Origin of the sequence: Streptomyces sp. NPDC005374, from assembly GCF_042872225.1 — a bacterium.
GTDB lineage: Bacteria > Actinomycetota > Actinomycetes > Streptomycetales > Streptomycetaceae > Streptomyces.
On record NZ_JBIAKA010000004.1, the window covers coordinates 215734 to 233479 of the forward strand.

Here is a 17746-nt window from a genome sequence, read left to right on the forward strand (position 1 = left end):
TCCTGAGTCATGACTCACCGAGCACACTGATCGGATAAGTCGTACACTGGTCGGTCCACTGGAGGCCGGTTCCCCGTGCGGGGGACCGGCCTGCTCGTCCCTCAAGGAGGTACGTGGATGACCAGCACGGTCCCCGCGCCCGTAACCCGTACGGCAGACGGCTCGGCACTTCAGGCCGTCCTCCTCGACATGGACGGCACCCTGGTGGACACCGAGGGCTTCTGGTGGGACGTCGAGGCAGAGGTCTTCGCCCGCCTCGGCCACACCCTCGACGACTCCTGGCGCCATGTCGTGGTCGGCGGCCCCATGACCCGCAGTGCCGGCTTCCTCATCGAGGCCACCGGCGCCGACATCACCCTCGCCGAACTCACCGTCCTGCTCAACGACGGCTTCGAGGACCGCATCGGCCGCGACCTGCCGCTGATGCCGGGCGCGCTCCGGCTGCTGACCGAACTGTCCGCGCACCGGATCCCCACCGCCCTGGTCTCCGCCTCGCACCGGCGCATCATCGACCGGGTCCTCGCCTCCCTCGGCCCGCAGCACTTCGCCCTCACGGTCGCCGGTGACGAGGTGTCCCGCACCAAGCCCTACCCCGACCCGTATCTGTTCGCCGCCGCCGGACTCGGTGCGGATCCGGCCAGATGCGCGGTCGTCGAGGACACCGCGACCGGTGTCGCCGCCGCCGAGGCCGCGGGCTGCCAGGTCGTGGCCGTGCCCTCCGTGGCTCCCATCGCCGCGGCCCCCGGACGGACCGTCGTCAGCTCCCTCGAAGAGATCGACCTGACATTCCTGCGCGGCCTGATCGCCCTTCGATGACGGAAATGCCTCGGGTGTTCACCCAGCGTGCAAGGCGGATAGCGCGGTAATTCCCCAGATACCTGTCAGTGGAATTCCCTGCGCGCCGGATGGCCGAATTCCGGTCGACTCCCGCCCCGTTACGGGTGTGAGGTTCCCCACGCGGACGAGCCTCGACAGGTGGCCGAGGCTGTGCCGGAGGCCCCGATTCCGGCCGCCTGGACCCGCCCATGTGTCCCGATTGATGGAAACCTGCGCCCATTCCTTCCCCTGGCCGGTATTCGGTGCGTCCACGCCCGATTCCGCTGTGTGATGGCGGCCCAACTCCGGTGACCGCGAACCCTCCTGCCGGTCCGGACTAACCTCCTGGTGAGAACATCGCCCTCACCCCGTGATCCGCCGCACCACCCATGCATGCCGGGTACACGGACTCGACAGCTGTGGAGAAACTCGCGCATGAACCGCAAGACTTTGGTGCTGCCGGCCGTCATCGGTCTGCTCGCGCCGGTACTCGCCGCCTGCGGCGGGACCGACAGCGGCAGCGGCGGGAGCGACGCGATCGGCGTCGGCACCACGGACCGGTTCACCGCCACGAAGGACGCTCCCGCTCCGCTCGACCCCGCCTACGCCTACGACGTCGGCACCTGGAACGTCCTGCGCCAGACCGTGCAGACCCTGATGATCCAGCCCAAGGGCGACGGCGACCCGGTGCCCGAGGCCGCCCAGTCCTGCGGCTTCAGCGACAGCGGCAACGAACGCTACGTCTGCACCCTGCGCGACGGCCTGAAGTTCGCCAACGGCGACGCCATCACCGCGGCCGACGTGAAGTACTCCATCGACCGCGCCCGCGCCATCAAGGCGGACTCCGGCGTCTTCGCCCTGCTGTCCACCGTCGACACCGTCGAGACCAAGGGCGACCGCGAGGTCATCTTCCACCTCAAGACCGCCGACGCCACCTTCCCGTACAAGCTGTCGACCCCGGTCGCCGGCATCGTCAACCCCGACGACTACGCGAAGAACAAGCTCCGCGACGGCTTCGACATCGACGGCTCGGGCCCCTACACGATGAAGGCCGACGTCAAGAACGACGAGCTCGTCGACGCCGTGTTCACCAAGAACCCCAACTACAAGGGGGCCTTGAAGGTGAACAACGACAAGGTCGAACTGCGCTCCTTCACGGACGCCGACGCGATGGGAACCGCCCTGGAGAAGGGCGACATCGACCTCATCACCCGCACCATGTCGCCCGCGCAGATCCAGAAGCTCTCCAACGAGTCCGGCGGTGACGTCGACCTCGTCGAGATGGCCGGCCTGGAGATCCGCTACCTGGCCTTCAACACCGACGCCCCGACCGTGAAGTCCCGTGCCGTACGCCAGGCGATGGCCCAGCTGATCAACCGCGGCGAACTCGTCTCCAAGGTCTACGGCACCCAGGCGCAGCCGCTCTTCTCGCTGGTCCCGGCCACCATCACCGGCCACACCAACGCGTTCTTCAACAAGTACGGCGACCCGAGCGCCACCAGGGCCAAGTCCCTGCTGACCCAGGCCGGCATCACCACCCCGGTGAAACTGACCCTCCACTACACGACCGACCACTACGGCTCGGCCACCAAGGAGGAGTTCGAGGACCTCCAGAAGCAGCTCAACAGCAGCGGGCTCTTCGACGTCGACATCAAGGGCTCCCCCTGGGCCACCTTCCGCCCCGCGGAGCAGAAGGGCGAGTACGACGTCTACGGCATGGGCTGGTTCCCCGACTTCCCCGACGCCGACAACTACCTCGCCCCGTTCCTCGACAAGGACAACTTCCTCGGCTCGCCGTACGACAACACCCAGATCCGCAACACCCTGATCCCGGAGTCCCGCCGCGAGGCCGACCGCATCGCCGCGTCCGGAAGCCTGACCGAGATCCAGGACATCGTCGCCAACGACGTCCCCGTGCTGCCGCTGTGGCAGGGCAATCAGTACGTCGCCGCACGCGACGACGTCACGGGCACCGCCTACGCGCTCAACTCCTCGTCGACGCTTCAGCTGTGGGAACTCGGCAAGGGCGTGAGCGGCTGACCCGGCCGGCACGTTCTGCGCCCGGGACCTTCGAGGACAGGTCCCGGGATTCCACAAGAATCGACGACAAGGCACTCGCACGTGAACAAGCGCATCCAGTGGCCGGTCCTGCCGATCGTCGCGGGGCTGGCCTGCGGCCTGCTGAGCGGCTGTGGCGCCCAGTCCGGTGACTCCGGTTCCGGCGGCTCCTCCGTGGTCATGGGGATGTCCGACGACGTCCTCGCCACCGACCCGGCCTCCGGCTACGACCCCGGCTCCTGGCTGTTGTTCAACAACGTCTTCCAGTCGCTGCTCAGCTTCCCCAAGGGCGGCACGGAACCGGAGCCCGACGCCGCCCGGAGCTGCGAGTTCACGGACGCCAAGACCCAGGTGTACACGTGCACGCTCAAGGACGGCCTCAAGTTCAGCAACGGTGACGCGCTCACCTCCGAGGACGTCAAGTTCTCCTTCGACCGCACGCTGAAGATCAACGACGACGCCGGTCCGGCGATCATGTTCCCGATGCTCGACAAGGTCGAGACACCTGACGAGAAGACCGTCGTCTTCAAGCTGAACACACCCGACGCCACCTTCCCGAGCAAGATCGCCTCCGGTGCGGGTTCCATCGTCGACCACACGCAGTACGACGCGAACGGGCTGCGCAAGGACGGCGAGGCGGTCGGCTCCGGCCCCTACCGGCTGGACTCGTTCGACGACGACCAGGCCGTGTTCTCCGTCAACGAGAACTACAAGGGCACCGCCGAGACGAAGAACTCCGGCGTCACGCTCAAGTTCTTCCACGGCGACCAGGCCGCCCTGAAGACCGCCCTCAGCGACAACAAGGTCGACATCGCCTACCGCGGCCTCACCGCGGGCGACATCACCGACATCGAGAACGCCTCGCCCGACTCGGGCGTCGAGGTCGTCGAGGGCAGCAGCGCCGAGGTCCAGCACCTCGTCTTCAACATGAACGACCCCGTCACCGCAAAGCTCGGCGTCCGCAAGGCCATCGCCTATCTGCTCGACCGCGAAGCCCTCATCCACGACGTCTACCAGGGCACCGCGACCGCGCTCTACTCGATCATCCCGGCCGGTATCGCCGGCCACAACACGGCCTTCTTCGACACCTACGGCGCGCAGCCCTCCAGGTCGAAGGCCGCCGCCGCCCTGGCCGACGACAACATCACCGGCAAGGTGAAGCTGACCCTGTGGTCGACGCCGTCCCGCTACGGCCCGGCCACCGACCAGGAACTCAAGACGATCGCCCAGCAGCTCAACGCCAGCGGACTGTTCGCCGCCGACGTGAAGTCCGTGGCCTTCGACCAGTACGAGAAGGACATCGCCGCCGGCAAGTACGGCGTCTACGTGAAGGGCTGGGTGCCCGACTACCCGGACGCCGACAACTTCACGGCTCCCTTCTTCGGCGCGGGCAACGTGCTCGACAACCACTACAGCAACAGCAAGATCACCGGCACGCTCATCCCGGAGACCGCCGCCCAGCCGGACCGCACCGCCACGGACGACCACTTCGGCACGCTCCAGGACATCGTCGCCCAGGAGGTCCCCGTCCTGCCGGTCTGGCAGGCCAAGCAGTACGCCGTCGTCCGCGACGACGTCTACGGCCTGGAGTACTGCCTCGACGCCTCCACGGTGTTCCGCTTCTGGGAACTCAGCAAGGGCTGATCCGCCGGCAGGCCCGACCGACGGCCGCACACACGAAGAGGGCGCCCCCTGTCAGGAAGGGGACGCCCTCTTTCTTCGCTCACCGCTGCCCGGCTACTGCGCTCCGGGACGCACCAGACCGCTCTCATACGCGTACACCGCGGCCTGTACCCGGTCCCGCAGCCCGAGCTTGGTCAGGACGTGACCGACATGCGTCTTCACGGTGGTCTCGCTGACGAACAGATCCGCGGCGATCTCCGCGTTGGACAGCCCGCGCGCCACCAGCTTCAGCACCTCGACCTCGCGGTCGGTGAGGGTGTGCAGGGTGTCCGGCACCGGCTCGTCACCCGACGGCAGGTGCGTGGCGTACTTGTCGAGCAGCCGACGGGTGATGCTCGGCGCGAGCATCGCCTCACCCGCGGCCACCACCCGGATCGCCTGCACGAGTTCGTTGGCCGGGGCGTCCTTCAACAGGAACCCGCTGGCCCCCGCCCGCAGCGCCTCCACCACGTACTCGTCGAGGTCGAAGGTGGTCAGCACCAACACCTTGGCCGGACCGTCCCGCCCCGGCCCGGTGATCTGCCGGGTCGCCTCCACACCGTCCATCCGCGGCATCCGGATGTCCATCAGGACCACGTCGGGCTGAAGCGCCCGCACCTGGTCGATGGCCTGAAGGCCGTCTCCGGCCTCGCCCACGACCGCGATGTCCTGCTCGGCCTCCAGGATCATCCGGAAGCCGGTACGCAGCAGCGGCTGGTCGTCGACGAGTAGGACGCGGATGGCCACGTAAGTCTCCTTCGCTAGTCCGGCCCCATTCTGCCCTGCGGCCCGCCCGCCGACTCGGCCGCCCTCACCGGCGACGGCTGTGTCCGCCCCGGAGCACCCACCGGGTCGCCGCCCGCGTCCGGGCCGGCCACCCGCACCGGCAGCGGATACGGCGGGGGAGTGCCCCCGAACTCCGGGCAGTGCTCCTGGTGGTCGCACCAGCCGCACAACTTGGTCGGGCGGGGCCGCCACTCACCCGTCTCCGTGGCCTCCCGGATCGCCTCCCACAGGGCCAGCAGCTTGCGCTCGATCCGCTCCAGATCGGCGAGGACCGGGTCGTACGTCAGGACGTCACCGCTGCCGAGATAGACGAGCTGAAGCCGGCGCGGGATCACGTTCTTCAGCCGCCAGACCACCAGGGCGTAGAACTTCATCTGGAACAGCGCACCCTCGGCGTACTCCGGGCGGGGCGCCTTGCCCGTCTTGTAGTCGACGATCCGCACCTCGCCGGTCGGCGCCACGTCGACCCGGTCGATGATCCCGCGCAGCCTGAGCCCCGAGTCCAGCTCCGTCTCGACGAACAGCTCCCGCTCGGCGGGCTCCAGCCGCGTCGGGTCCTCCAGCGTGAACCACCGCTCGACCAGCCGCTCCGCCTCACCGAGCCACCGCGTCAACCGCTCGCCGTCCGGATCGTCGGCGAACAGCTCGACCACCTCAGGCCGGCTCTCCCTGAGCCGGTCCCACTGGCCCGGTACGAGCGACTTGGCCCTCGGCGCGGTCCGCTCAGTGGCCGGCGCGTCGAAGAGCCGCTCGAGGACCGAGTGCACAAGGGTCCCCCGGGTCGCCGCCTCGCTCGGCTTCTCCGGCAGCCGGTCGATCACCCGGAACCGGTACAGCAGCGGGCACTGCATGAAGTCACTGGCCCGCGAGGGAGAGAGGGAGGCGGGCGCTATGGCGGCGGACCGGGACACCTCACCGGTGCCCTCCGCCACTGCCACTGCCACTGCCGCCGCCCCGGCCGTCGGCTCACCCGCGACCGGTTCCGCCGCCGTCCCCGGGTCGCCGCTCGCGGCCTCCGCCGTGCCCTCGGTACTCGTCTCCATGACCACAGACCATACGGCCCGCCACTGACAGTGACCCAGCCACGGGCATGACCACCGCGACCCCCGGGGGAAACGCAGGGGGTGCCGGGGCGGAACGCGCCGCGACCGCCGCATACCATCGACCCGAGACCCTTCCGCACGGCAGACGCGGAAGACGCTTCGAACGAGGGGACATCGTGGACGAGAGCGGCGGGAGCGGGCAGCCGCAGTCCGGCACGGACAGGTCGGCCGAGCCCCACACAGGGCCCACGGCCCGGACCACCGACCCGCACGACAACGGAACCAGGGCCGCCGCCACGAACGCCGAACACCCGACCGACGCGGACCCCGGCCGCTCTTCCACCACTCCGCCCGCCCCGGAACCCGAGCACAGCACCGAAGCCCCGCACAAGCCCGCCACCGGTGACAACGCTGCCCCGGGCACACCGCTGGACGACGCCGCCGACACCCCTGCTCCCGGGAGCGACACCGGCGCAGGTGACCCCGAGCAGCCGGCCCAGGCACCCGCACCCGAAACCCCCGCACCCGACGACCACCGCACCCTCGCCCACTCCGGTGCCCCCGCCAAGAACCCCCCGCCCCAGCAGCCACAGCCCCGCGGCGGACTCCTCATGGGCCGCCCCTTCGGCGTGCCCGTCTACGTCGCCCCCAGCTGGTTCCTCGTCGCCGCGCTCATCACCTGGGTCTTCGGCGGCCAGTTGGACCGCGTCCTGCCGGAACTGGGCGCCGCCCGCTACCTCGTCTCCCTCTTCTTCGCGGTCGCCTTCTACGCCTCCGTACTCGTCCACGAACTCGCCCACACCGTCGCGGCCCTCCGCTTCAAGCTCCCGGTCCGCCGCATCCAGCTCCAGTTCTTCGGCGGCGTCTCCGAGATCGAGAAGGAGGCCGAGACCCCCGGCCGCGAGTTCGTGCTGGCCTTCGTCGGCCCGCTGTTCTCCCTCGTCCTCGCCGGCCTCTTCTACCTGGCCCTCCAGCCCGTGGAACCCGGCACCGTCCCCGCCGTCCTGCTCGGCGGCCTCATGATCTCCAACCTCATCGTGGCCGCGTTCAACCTCCTGCCCGGCCTCCCCCTCGACGGCGGCCGCATGCTCCGGGCCGTCGTCTGGAAGATCACCGGCAAACCCATGACCGGCACCGTCGCCGCCGCCTGGGTCGGCCGCGCACTCGCCGTCTCCGTCCTCATCGGCCTCCCGCTGCTCACCCAGTCCGGAGCCCTCGGCTCCACCGCCGAGGACAACGTCGGCATGGACACCGTGATGGACGCCCTGCTCGCCGCGATCCTCGCCGCGATCATCTGGACCGGAGCCGGCAACAGCCTTCGCGTGGCCCGCCTGCGCGAACACCTCCCCGACCTGCGCGCCCGCACCCTCACCCGCCGCGCCGTCCCCGTCGAGACCGACACACCCCTCTCCGAGGCCCTGCGCCGCGCCAACGCCGCCGGCGCCCGCGCCCTGGTCGTCGTCGACGCCGAGGGCACCCCGCTCTCCCTCGTCCGCGAGGCAGCCATCGTCGGCGTACCCGAACACCGCCGCCCCTGGGTCGCCGTCAGCGGCCTCGCCCAGGACCTCACCGACGGCATGCGCGTCTCGGCCGAACTCGCGGGCGAAGACCTCCTGGACGCCCTGCGCGACACCCCGGCGACCGAGTACCTCGTCGTCGAGGAGACCGGAGAGATCTACGGCGTCCTGTCCGCCGCCGACGTGGAACGCGCCTTCGTGAAGGCCATGGCCAGGCCCTCCTAGTGGTCGGCGACCCCGGCAATCCCCGGTAGGCTGTTCACATGTCCGAACCGACCGGTGCCGCCCGCAGGCGCGGGCCCTTCAAGGTCGGGGACCAGGTTCAGCTGACCGACCCCAAGGGCCGCCACTACACGTTCACGCTCGAAGAGGGAAAGAACTTCCACACCCACAAGGGTTCCTTCCCGCACGACGAGCTGATCGGCGCACCCGAGGGCAGCGTTGTCCGCACCACCGGTAACGTCGCCTACCTCGCGCTGCGCCCCCTGCTCCCCGACTACGTCCTGTCCATGCCCCGCGGCGCCGCCGTGGTCTACCCCAAGGACGCGGGGCAGATCCTCGCCTTCGCCGACATCTTCCCCGGCGCCCGCGTCGTGGAGGCCGGCGTCGGCTCCGGCTCGCTCAGCAGCTTCCTGCTGCGTGCCATCGGCGACACGGGCATGCTGCACAGCTACGAGCGCCGCGAGGACTTCGCGGAGATCGCCCAGCAGAACGTGGAACGCTACTTCGGCGGCCCGCACCCCGCCTGGCAGCTCACCGTCGGCGACCTCCAGGACAACCTGTCCGACACCGACGTCGACCGCGTCGTCCTCGACATGCTCGCCCCCTGGGAGTGCCTGGAGGCCGTCTCCAAGGCGCTGGTCCCCGGCGGCATCCTGTGCTGCTACGTCGCCACCACCACCCAGCTCGCCCGGACCGTCGAGTCCATCCGCGAGATCGGCTCCTTCAACGAGCCCACCTCCTGGGAATCGATGATCCGCAACTGGCACGTGGAGGGCCTCGCGGTCCGCCCCGACCACCGGATGATCGGCCACACCGGCTTCCTCCTCACCGCCCGCCGCCTCGCGGACGGCGTCGAGCCGCCCATGCGCCGCCGCCGCCCCTCCAAGGGCGCCTACGGCGAGGACTACACCGGCCCCAACGCCGACGGCGGAGGCCGCTGACGCACCGCACACCCCAGTCAACGAACGGGCGCCGCAGCCGCGTTCCCGGAAGTCTTCCGGAACGCGACCGCGGCGCCCTCGTGTTGACACCACGCCACAAACCGAACAAACCCGACGGACGCGTCCGCGGCCCCGGACCCCGCCGTTTCCCCGCCCTGTGACGTGTGGCACCATGCTGGCCACCCACCCCCACCGGCACAGCCCTCACAGGAGACGCTCCTAGTGCAGCAATCCGCCGTCCCGGAACTGGCACACACGCACACCCGCCCCATCCACTGGGTCGCCACCGCCACCGCAGTGGCGGGAGTCGTCGCCTTCTCCTCCGTCCTGCAGCCCAACCCGGCGACGGCCGCGCAGGCGGCCGGCCCCGAGGCCAGAACCACCCCGGTGACCACCACGGCGCCCGATCCCGCGAACGTCCACTTCCCGATCGACTGCGGCCCGGTCAAGGCGAAGGTGCAGAAGCGGATCACCGGAGACCTCGACGGCGACGGACGGCCGGAAACCATCGTCGTGGTGCACTGCGACGCCCCCATGGGCACCCCACCCGACGGCGTCTACGTCATCACGCGCGCGAAGGCCACCGGTGAACCCCGCGTGGTCGCCACCCTGCTGAGCCCGAAGACCCGCAACACCGTCACCGACTTCACGGTGAGCGACGGAGCAGTCCTGGCGACCCTGCTCGGCTACTCCACGTCCGACGTACCCAGTTGCTGCCCGGACGTGAAGGACAAGGCGCAGTGGCAGTGGAAGGACGGCACATTCGTCCGCTCCACACCGGCCGGCACACACACCGTCTGACCGAAGCGACCACACCTGTGGGAAATCAGACACCGGTCACCCGGTGTGCCCGTCACGTCACTCCGTGTCCGGACCGTAGATCTCGACCCTGTCCGAAACTCGCCGTACATGAATGCACTCGCCCGGACACTCCTTCACCGAGTCGACCACATCGGTGAGAAGCGGCAGCGGTACGGGCGTTGTGGCCCCCCTGTCCTGCAGAAGCTCCTCGCCCGAGCCCTTCACATACGCCAGACCGTCGATGTCCAGCTCGAACACCTCCGGCGCGTACTGGACACAGATGCCGTCGCCGGTACAGAGGTCCTGGTCGATCCAGACCTCCAACGCCTCGCCGCCGACCTCGGCCTCCTGCTGCACGCTCATCTCTCCTGCCGTTTAGATGCCGAGCCGGCGGGAATCAGGCCAGCTCTGACGGGTGTTGAACACTTCGACCCTACCTTCGGCGGCTTCCCAATCATGTTCGGTGGGTATTCCCCTGGCGTGAGGGGAAGCGCAAGGGTGAAGATCGGACACACCTCGACAGTCTTTGTGATCTAGGGGTTTCAATCGACACCCACCCAGGTAGGGTCTGGAAGCGTCCAGCTCCCCTTGGAGGAGGTGAGGACCGTGGCAGCCCACGACGACGACATGAACCGCGGCATCCGCCCGGGACGAGGGTCCGACGACCCGGCCGGGCAGATTGCCTACCTTGAGCAGGAGATCGCCGTCCTGCGACGCAAGCTCGCCGACTCTCCGCGGCACACGAGGATTCTCGAAGAGCGGATCGTCGAGCTACAGACAAACCTGGCCGGCGTGTCCGCCCAGAACGAGCGACTGGCCAACACACTCCGTGAGGCCCGCGACCAGATCGTGGCCCTCAAGGAAGAGGTCGACCGGCTCGCACAGCCCCCGGCCGGATTCGGCGTCTTCCTCGAAGCGAACGAGGACGGCACCGCCGACATCTTCACCGGCGGCCGCAAACTCCGGGTGAACGTCAGCCCCAGCGTCGAGCTCGAAGAGCTCCGACGTGGCCAGGAAGTGATGCTCAACGAAGCTCTCAACGTGGTCGAGGCCATGGAATACGAGAGCGTCGGCGACATCGTCACCCTCAAGGAAATCCTCGAGGACGGCGAGCGCGCCCTCGTACAGGGCCACACCGACGAGGAACGAGTGGTACGGCTCGCCGAACCACTCCTGGACGTCGTCATCCGACCCGGCGACGCCCTCCTGCTCGAACCCCGCTCCGGCTACGTCTACGAAGTCGTACCGAAGAGCGAGGTCGAGGAACTCGTCCTCGAAGAAGTCCCCGACATCGGCTACGAGCAGATCGGTGGCCTCGGCGGACAGATCGAGATGATCCGCGACGCCGTCGAGCTCCCCTACCTCTACCCCGACCTCTTCAAGGAGCATGAGCTGCGCCCGCCCAAGGGCGTCCTGCTCTACGGACCGCCCGGATGCGGCAAGACGCTCATCGCCAAGGCCGTCGCCAACTCGCTGGCCAAAAAGGTCGCCGAGGTCACCGGCCAGGCCACCGGCAAGAGCTTCTTCCTCAACATCAAGGGCCCCGAACTCCTCAACAAGTACGTCGGCGAGACCGAGCGGCAGATCCGCCTCGTCTTCCAGCGTGCGAGGGAGAAGGCCAGCGAGGGCACCCCCGTCATCGTCTTCTTCGACGAGATGGAATCCCTCTTCCGCACCCGCGGATCCGGCGTCAGCTCCGACGTCGAGAACACCATCGTCCCGCAGCTCCTCGCCGAGATCGACGGCGTCGAAGGCCTGCAGAACGTGGTCGTCATCGGTGCCTCCAACCGCGAGGACATGATCGACCCCGCCATCCTGCGCCCCGGCCGCCTCGACGTGAAGATCAAGATCGAGCGACCCGACGCCGAATCGGCCAAGGACATCTTCCAGAAGTACCTCACCGACCGCCTCCCGCTGCACCCCGAGGACGTCGGGGAGCACGGCGGCGACAAGGTGGCCACGGTCCAGAGCATGATCCAGACCGCCGTGGAACACATGTACACCGAATCCGAGGAGAACCGCTTCCTGGAGGTCACCTACGCCAACGGTGACAAGGAAGTCCTCTACTTCAAGGACTTCAACTCCGGCGCCATGATCGAGAACATCGTCGGCCGGGCCAAGAAGATGGCGATCAAGGACTTCCTCGACCACAAGCAGAAGGGCATCCGCGTCTCCCACCTCCTCCAGGCCTGCGTGGACGAGTTCAAGGAGAACGAGGACCTGCCCAACACCACCAACCCGGACGACTGGGCCCGCATCTCCGGAAAGAAGGGCGAACGGATCGTCTACATCCGTACGCTCATCACCGGAAAGCAGGGCGCCGACACCGGACGCTCCATCGACACGGTGGCCAACACCGGTCAGTACCTGTAAAGACAGGGCGGCTGCGGGTGCCCTCACCGGGGTACCCGCAGCCGACTGTTTTTCAGGCAACTAACCGGAACAGAGGCGAGCAAGGCAATGACGCAAATGATCTCCCCACCAGCGCAGAGCCGTTCTAGGCTCTTCGGTACCGCCGAGTCGCGCAGTGCGGGGACGGGCACCGCACACGCACCGGAGCGCCAGCGGTACTTGAGCGGCGTCCCCGACCGAGGGCGCCGCCGGGCAAGGAGGGCCGCATGACCGTACGGCGAGTAATGGGCATCGAGACGGAGTACGGGATCTCCGTCCCCGGCCACCCCAACGCCAATGCCATGCTCACCTCGTCCCAGATCGTCAACGCCTACGCGGCGGCGATGCACCGGGCCCGACGGGCCCGATGGGACTTCGAGGAGGAGAACCCCCTGCGGGACGCACGGGGCTTCGACCTCGCCCGCGAAACCGCCGACTCCAGCCAGCTCACCGACGAGGACATCGGCCTCGCCAACGTCATCCTCACCAACGGCGCACGGCTCTACGTCGACCACGCACACCCCGAATACAGCGCCCCCGAGGTCACCAACCCCCGCGACGCCGTCCTCTGGGACAAGGCCGGCGAGCGCATCATGGCCGAGGCCGCCGAACGAGCCGCACAGCTCCCCGGCGCCCAGCCCATCCACCTCTACAAGAACAACACCGACAACAAGGGCGCCTCCTACGGCACACACGAGAACTACCTGATGAAGCGGGAAACCCCCTTCTCGGACATCGTGCGCCACCTCACGCCCTTCTTCGTCTCCCGCCAGGTCTTCGCCGGAGCCGGCCGCGTCGGCATCGGCCAGGACGGACACGAACACGGCTTCCAGCTCAGCCAGCGCGCCGACTACTTCGAGGTCGAGGTCGGCCTGGAAACCACCCTCAAACGCCCCATCATCAACACCCGCGACGAACCCCACGCCGACGCCGAGAAGTACCGCCGCCTCCACGTCATCATCGGCGACGCGAACCTCTCCGAGATCTCCACCTACCTCAAGCTCGGCACCACGGCCCTGGTCCTGTCGATGATCGAGGACGGCTTCATCGCAGTCGACCTCGCCGTCGACCAGCCGGTACGAACCCTGCACCAGGTCTCCCACGACCCGACCCTCCAACGCCTGGTCACCCTCCGCAGCGGCCGCACACTCACCGCGGTCCAGCTCCAGATGGAGTACTACGAACTCGCCCGCAAGTACGTCGAAGAGCGGTTCGGCGCCGACGTGGACGACCAGACCAAAGACGTCCTGGGCCGCTGGGAGGACACCCTCAACCGCCTGGAGAACGACCCCATGAGCCTCGCCGGCGAGCTCGACTGGGTCGCCAAGCGAGAACTCATGGAGGGCTACCGGCGCCGCGACGACCTCGACTGGGACGCCGCGAAACTCCACCTCCTCGACCTCCAGTACGCCGACGTACGCGCCGAGAAGGGCCTCTACAACCGCCTCTCGGCCCGCGGCCGCATGAAACGGCTCCTCGACGAACAGGACGTCGAGCGCGCCCGCACCAAGCCTCCCGAGGACACCCGCGCCTACTTCCGCGGACGCTGTCTGGAGCAGTACGCCGACGACGTCGCCGCGGCCTCCTGGGACTCGGTGATCTTCGACCTCCCGGGCCGGGATTCGCTCCAGCGGGTCCCAACCCTGGAACCGCTTCGCGGAACGCGAAATCACGTCAAGGAGCTCCTGGATCGCTGTCGCACGGCAGAAGACCTGGTCAGGGTGCTTTCGGGCGGCTGAAAGGGCAGGCGGGCCGGACGGCCCGGCAGGGTGGAAAACCCGTCCAGAGGGAATCATCGAGATGGTCCCCGTACGTTGTAGAAACTGCGGGGCCGATGTCAGACCCTGCTTGTAGGGTCTGATCAAGAACGTCGAACCGAGCGGGGTGAGGGGTTATGGCGACCAAGGACACCGGCGGCGGACAGCAGAAGGCCACACGCAACACCGAGGAGGTCGAGGAGCAGACTGCGGAGACGCAGGGTTCCGAGGACCTCAAGGAGCGCCAGGAGAAGCTGAGCGACGACGTCGACTCGGTTCTGGACGAAATCGATGATGTACTCGAAGAGAACGCAGAGGATTTCGTTCGAAGCTTCGTGCAAAAAGGCGGAGAGTAAAGGTCGGTTGGTCACTTCTCCTTCAAATTGAAGGCCATGGGGGAGTTGGGTGGCTGACGAGCTCGACGTCAAGGGATGCAGGAAGTGTGGGCGGGATCTGCCTCTTGCGGCCTTTGCGCGTGACAAGAATCGGCGTGACGGCCTTCAGGTGCATTGCCGGGAGTGCGTGGCGGAGTACAGCGCCGCGCACTACCGGCGGCGCCGGGAGGCCATGGGTAAGTCGGTTCGGGAGCAAGTGGATGTCCCGGACGGACACAAGCTCTGCCGCATGTGCGGCGAGGTCAAGCCGCACAGCGACTGGCATCGAAATGCCACCGCATCCGATGGCTTGTCGACGCGCTGCAAGGCGTGTCGGGCAATCCAGGGGCGGCAGGGCCATCTGAAGCGTCAGTACGGCATCACCGAAGCCGATCGAGATGAGCTGATCGCCTCTCAAGGGGGCGTCTGCTGCATATGTTTGGCGGCCGTGCCCGAGCATGTGGATCACTGCCACAAGACGGGTAGGGTCCGAGGCGTACTGTGCTTCAGCTGCAATGCCGCACTGGGGCAGTTCAAGGATCGGCCCGATGCCATAAGGCGGGCTGCTGCTTACGTGGAAGGAATCGCGTGGAAGCCAACACTCGTAGCACCGGGCGTCTACCAGCTGCCTTCCTGACGCCTGGGTCGTCGTCCTTCATGGACTTCCTGTCCGAGCATCAGCCGGGGATGCTGCCGGGCAACCGGCAACTGCCGCCGACGCAGGGCGTGATCGAGGCGCCGCACGGGACGACCATCGTGGCCGTCACCTTCCCGGGCGGTGTGGTGCTCGCCGGTGACCGGCGGGCGACCATGGGGAACGTCATCGCGCAGCGGGACATCGAGAAGGTGTTCCCGGCGGACGAGTACTCGGCTGTCGGTATCGCCGGCACGGCCGGTCTCGCCGTGGAGATGGTGAAGCTCTTCCAGTTGGAGCTGGAGCACTTCGAGAAGGTCGAGGGCGCTCAGCTGTCGCTGGAGGGCAAGGCGAATCGGCTGTCGACCATGATCCGGTCGAATCTGGGCATGGCGATGCAGGGTCTGGCCGTGGTGCCGCTGTTCGCGGGGTACGACGTGGACCGGGAGAGGGGCCGGATCTTCTCCTACGACGTCACTGGCGGCCGTTCCGAGGAGCACAACTTCGCCGCCACCGGTTCCGGCTCGGTCTTCGCGCGCGGTGCCATGAAGAAGTTCTTCCACGACGGTCTGAGCGAGGCCGAGGCCACGACGCTTGTGGTGCAGGCCCTGTACGACGCGGCTGACGACGACTCGGCGACCGGTGGTCCCGATGTCGCCCGCCGGATCTACCCGATCGTCACCGTGATCACCGAGGACGGTTTCCGCCGGCTCACCGACGACGAGTCGTCCGAGATCGCCCGTTCGATTCTCGCGCGTCGGCTGGAGCAGCCCGACGGCCCGCGGGCTGCGCTGCTGTAGGCGTCTCCCGTCTTGTTCAAGGTGATCGCAGTGTCTTCCACAGAAAGGGACGGATAACCGGTGTCGACGCCGTTCTATGTTTCTCCCCAGCAGGCGATGGCCGACCGGGCGGAGTACGCCCGTAAGGGCATCGCTCGTGGTCGCAGCCTGGTCGTGCTGCAGTATGCCGATGGCATCGTGTTCGTCGGTGAGAATCCGTCCCGTGCGCTGCACAAGTTCAGCGAGATCTACGACCGGATCGGGTTCGCGGCCGCCGGCAAGTACAACGAGTACGAGAACCTGCGGATCGGCGGTGTGCGGTACGCCGACCTCCGTGGGTACACCTACGACCGTGACGACGTGACTGCTCGTGGTCTGGCCAACGTCTATGCGCAGACGCTGGGCACGATCTTCTCCTCGGCGGGCGAGAAGCCGTACGAGGTGGAGCTGGTCGTGGCCGAGGTCGGTGACACGCCGGACGGGGACCAGATCTACCGGTTGCCGCATGACGGTTCGATTGTGGATGAGCACGGTTCGGTGGCGGTGGGTGGCAACGCCGAGCAGATCAGTACGTATCTGGATCAGCGTCACCAGGACGGTGTGAGTCTGGCCGAGGCGCTGAAGCTGGCGGTGCAGGCGCTGTCCCGGGATACGAACGGCAGTGAGCGGGAGATCCCGGCGGAGCGTCTGGAGGTCGCGGTGCTGGACCGTACGCGTCCGCAGCAGCGCAAGTTCAAGCGGATCGTGGGTCGTCAGCTCGGTCGTCTGCTGGAGGCGGGCGGTGCGACCACGGAGGCGGAGAGCGCGCAGGAGGCGGAGGACTCCGAGGAGGAGTAGTCCTGCCCGCAGTGCGCGACCATCACCCCTTCTGTGCCCCGGCCGACACCAGGCCGGGGCACAGGGCGTTCAGGGGGTGCCTGGAGGGGCTGTGGAGCCCCGTACGACCAACTCGACGGGGATGTCCCCTGCTTGTGGTGTGCGGCCCTCCAGGACGGCAAGGAGGGCTTGCATGCCGCGTTCGCCGAAGAGCTCGGCGTCCAGTCGTACGGTGGTCAGTTCGGGGTCGAGGGCGGTGGCGAGGGCGAGGTCGTCCAGGCCGGTGACGGAGATGTCGTCGGGGACGCGCAGGCCGAGTCGTCGTACGGCTTTGTAGGCGCCGGCGGCGAGTTTGTCGTCGTCGCAGACCAGGGCGGTGGGTCGGGGGCCGGGGGTGGCGAGGGCCGCTTGGGCGGCGGTCAGGGCGCCGTCGATCGAGATGGGGGCGTGGATCGTGCGGACGGTGGTGCCGGGGACGGTGGCGAGTTGTGCGGCCAGTTCGCGTGCGCGTACCTCGAAGGTCCAGGAGGGGATGTCGGCTGCGAGGTGGAGGTAGTGGCGGTGGCCGAGGTCCAGGAGGTGGGCGGCGACCTGGCGGACGCCGTCGGCGATGTCGAGGTTGACGGTGGCGGCGCCGAGGCTGCCGGTGGGGTCGCTGTCGAGCATGACGAGGGGGAGTTGGTCTCCGCGGATGGCGGTGAGGGCGTCGGCGGCCATGGAGGAGGCGATGACGCCGTCGAGGGCGGCCTGGGCGGAGGCGAAGGGGTCGCGGGCGGGGCCGATGCCTTCGGGGGAGGGGTACAGGACGACGCCGAAGCCGTGGTCGGCGGCGACGCGTGCGGCGCCGGTGTAGACGCCGGCGAAGAACTCCGTGGTAAGTGCCGGGACGACGAGGAGGACGGTGCGGGTGTGGCCGAGGCGGAGGTTGCGGGCGGCGAGGTTGGGCCGGTAGCCGAGGTCGCGGGCGGCTTCGCGGACGCGTGCGGCGGTGGTCTCGGAGACCCGGCCGCGCCATTTGTCGCCGAGGACGAGTGAGACGGCGGCCTGGGACACCCCGGCGGCCTGCGCGACGTCTCGGCTGGTCGGGCGCGTACTGCTGGGTGCCACCGTGGACCTGCTCTTTCGTCTGGACCTGCGGACTGCGCACAT

At 68.3% G+C, this 17746-nt stretch carries 16 protein-coding genes; 12 read left to right on the forward strand and 4 right to left on the reverse strand.

What is annotated here, in order from left to right; translation table 11 throughout:
* The first annotated feature begins 117 nt into the window (after positions 1-117).
* From ACFYRX_RS12200 to ACFYRX_RS12210, 3 genes are all read left to right on the forward strand, one after another.
* On the forward strand, positions 118-816 hold the full coding sequence (locus tag ACFYRX_RS12200; protein WP_389098576.1) for an HAD family hydrolase: 699 nt from the start codon (positions 118-120) through the stop codon (positions 814-816).
* 435 nt (positions 817-1251) lie between these two features.
* Entirely contained in the window at positions 1252-2856 is a 1605-nt protein-coding gene (locus ACFYRX_RS12205) for an ABC transporter substrate-binding protein (RefSeq protein WP_389098578.1), read from the forward strand.
* An 81-nt stretch (positions 2857-2937) separates the two neighbouring features.
* Positions 2938-4518 (forward strand): ABC transporter substrate-binding protein, encoded by a 1581-nt coding sequence (locus tag ACFYRX_RS12210; RefSeq protein ID WP_389098580.1) that lies wholly within the window; start codon positions 2938-2940, stop codon positions 4516-4518.
* A 93-nt stretch (positions 4519-4611) separates the two neighbouring features.
* Here ACFYRX_RS12210 and ACFYRX_RS12215 read toward each other — a convergent pair whose 3' ends face one another.
* Positions 4612-5283 (reverse strand): response regulator transcription factor, encoded by a 672-nt coding sequence (locus ACFYRX_RS12215; RefSeq protein WP_093774523.1) that lies wholly within the window; start codon positions 5281-5283, stop codon positions 4612-4614.
* Between the two features lie 14 nt (positions 5284-5297).
* A complete protein-coding gene (locus tag ACFYRX_RS12220) occupies positions 5298-6365 on the reverse strand; it encodes a RecB family exonuclease (RefSeq protein ID WP_389098583.1) in 1068 nt (355 codons plus the stop codon).
* Positions 6366-6541: 176 nt separating this feature from the next.
* On the opposite strand from ACFYRX_RS12220, the gene ACFYRX_RS12225 reads away from it, so the two are divergent.
* The 3 genes from ACFYRX_RS12225 to ACFYRX_RS12235 all read left to right on the forward strand — a co-directional run bounded on the left by ACFYRX_RS12225 (position 6542) and on the right by ACFYRX_RS12235 (position 9846).
* Positions 6542-8107 carry a site-2 protease family protein gene (locus tag ACFYRX_RS12225; protein WP_389098585.1) on the forward strand — a complete coding sequence of 522 codons (1566 nt, stop codon included), beginning with the start codon at positions 6542-6544 and terminating at the stop codon, positions 8105-8107.
* 38 nt (positions 8108-8145) lie between these two features.
* Positions 8146-9045 (forward strand): tRNA (adenine-N1)-methyltransferase, encoded by a 900-nt coding sequence (locus ACFYRX_RS12230; protein ID WP_389098587.1) that lies wholly within the window; start codon positions 8146-8148, stop codon positions 9043-9045.
* Positions 9046-9267: 222 nt separating this feature from the next.
* Positions 9268-9846 (forward strand): hypothetical protein, encoded by a 579-nt coding sequence (locus ACFYRX_RS12235; protein WP_389098589.1) that lies wholly within the window; start codon positions 9268-9270, stop codon positions 9844-9846.
* Positions 9847-9903: 57 nt separating this feature from the next.
* Here the strand turns inward: ACFYRX_RS12235 and ACFYRX_RS12240 are convergent, their stop codons facing one another.
* On the reverse strand, positions 9904-10209 hold the full coding sequence (locus ACFYRX_RS12240) for a ferredoxin (protein WP_389098591.1): 306 nt from the start codon (positions 10207-10209) through the stop codon (positions 9904-9906).
* A 243-nt stretch (positions 10210-10452) separates the two neighbouring features.
* Here ACFYRX_RS12240 and arc point away from each other — a divergent pair, with 243 nt between their 5' ends.
* The 6 genes from arc (at position 10453) to prcA (ending at position 16618) form a co-directional block, all read left to right on the forward strand.
* On the forward strand, positions 10453-12219 hold the full coding sequence (arc, locus tag ACFYRX_RS12245; RefSeq protein ID WP_389098592.1) for a proteasome ATPase: 1767 nt from the start codon (positions 10453-10455) through the stop codon (positions 12217-12219).
* 245 nt (positions 12220-12464) lie between these two features.
* The gene (gene dop, locus ACFYRX_RS12250) at positions 12465-13976 is read left to right on the forward strand and encodes a depupylase/deamidase Dop (protein ID WP_389098594.1); all 1512 of its coding nucleotides are present in this window, start codon (positions 12465-12467) and stop codon (positions 13974-13976) included.
* Positions 13977-14131: 155 nt separating this feature from the next.
* Positions 14132-14350: a ubiquitin-like protein Pup gene (locus ACFYRX_RS12255; RefSeq protein ID WP_007380863.1), complete on the forward strand. Its 219-nt coding sequence runs from the start codon at positions 14132-14134 to the stop codon at positions 14348-14350.
* 49 nt (positions 14351-14399) lie between these two features.
* Positions 14400-15005, forward strand: coding sequence for an endonuclease VII domain-containing protein (locus tag ACFYRX_RS12260; RefSeq protein ID WP_389098596.1), 606 nt, complete (start codon positions 14400-14402; stop codon positions 15003-15005).
* Complete coding sequence (gene prcB / locus ACFYRX_RS12265) at positions 14957-15802, forward strand: proteasome subunit beta (RefSeq protein WP_389098598.1); 846 nt, start codon at positions 14957-14959, stop codon at positions 15800-15802. The genes ACFYRX_RS12260 and prcB overlap by 49 nt, the downstream gene beginning before the upstream one ends.
* Positions 15803-15862: 60 nt before the next feature.
* Positions 15863-16618, forward strand: a complete 756-nt coding sequence (prcA, locus tag ACFYRX_RS12270; protein ID WP_389098600.1) for a proteasome subunit alpha — start codon at positions 15863-15865, stop codon at positions 16616-16618.
* 69 nt (positions 16619-16687) lie between these two features.
* Here the strand turns inward: prcA and ACFYRX_RS12275 are convergent, their stop codons facing one another.
* Positions 16688-17704: a LacI family DNA-binding transcriptional regulator gene (locus tag ACFYRX_RS12275; RefSeq protein ID WP_389098602.1), complete on the reverse strand. Its 1017-nt coding sequence runs from the start codon at positions 17702-17704 to the stop codon at positions 16688-16690.
* Positions 17705-17746: the final 42 nt, after the last annotated feature.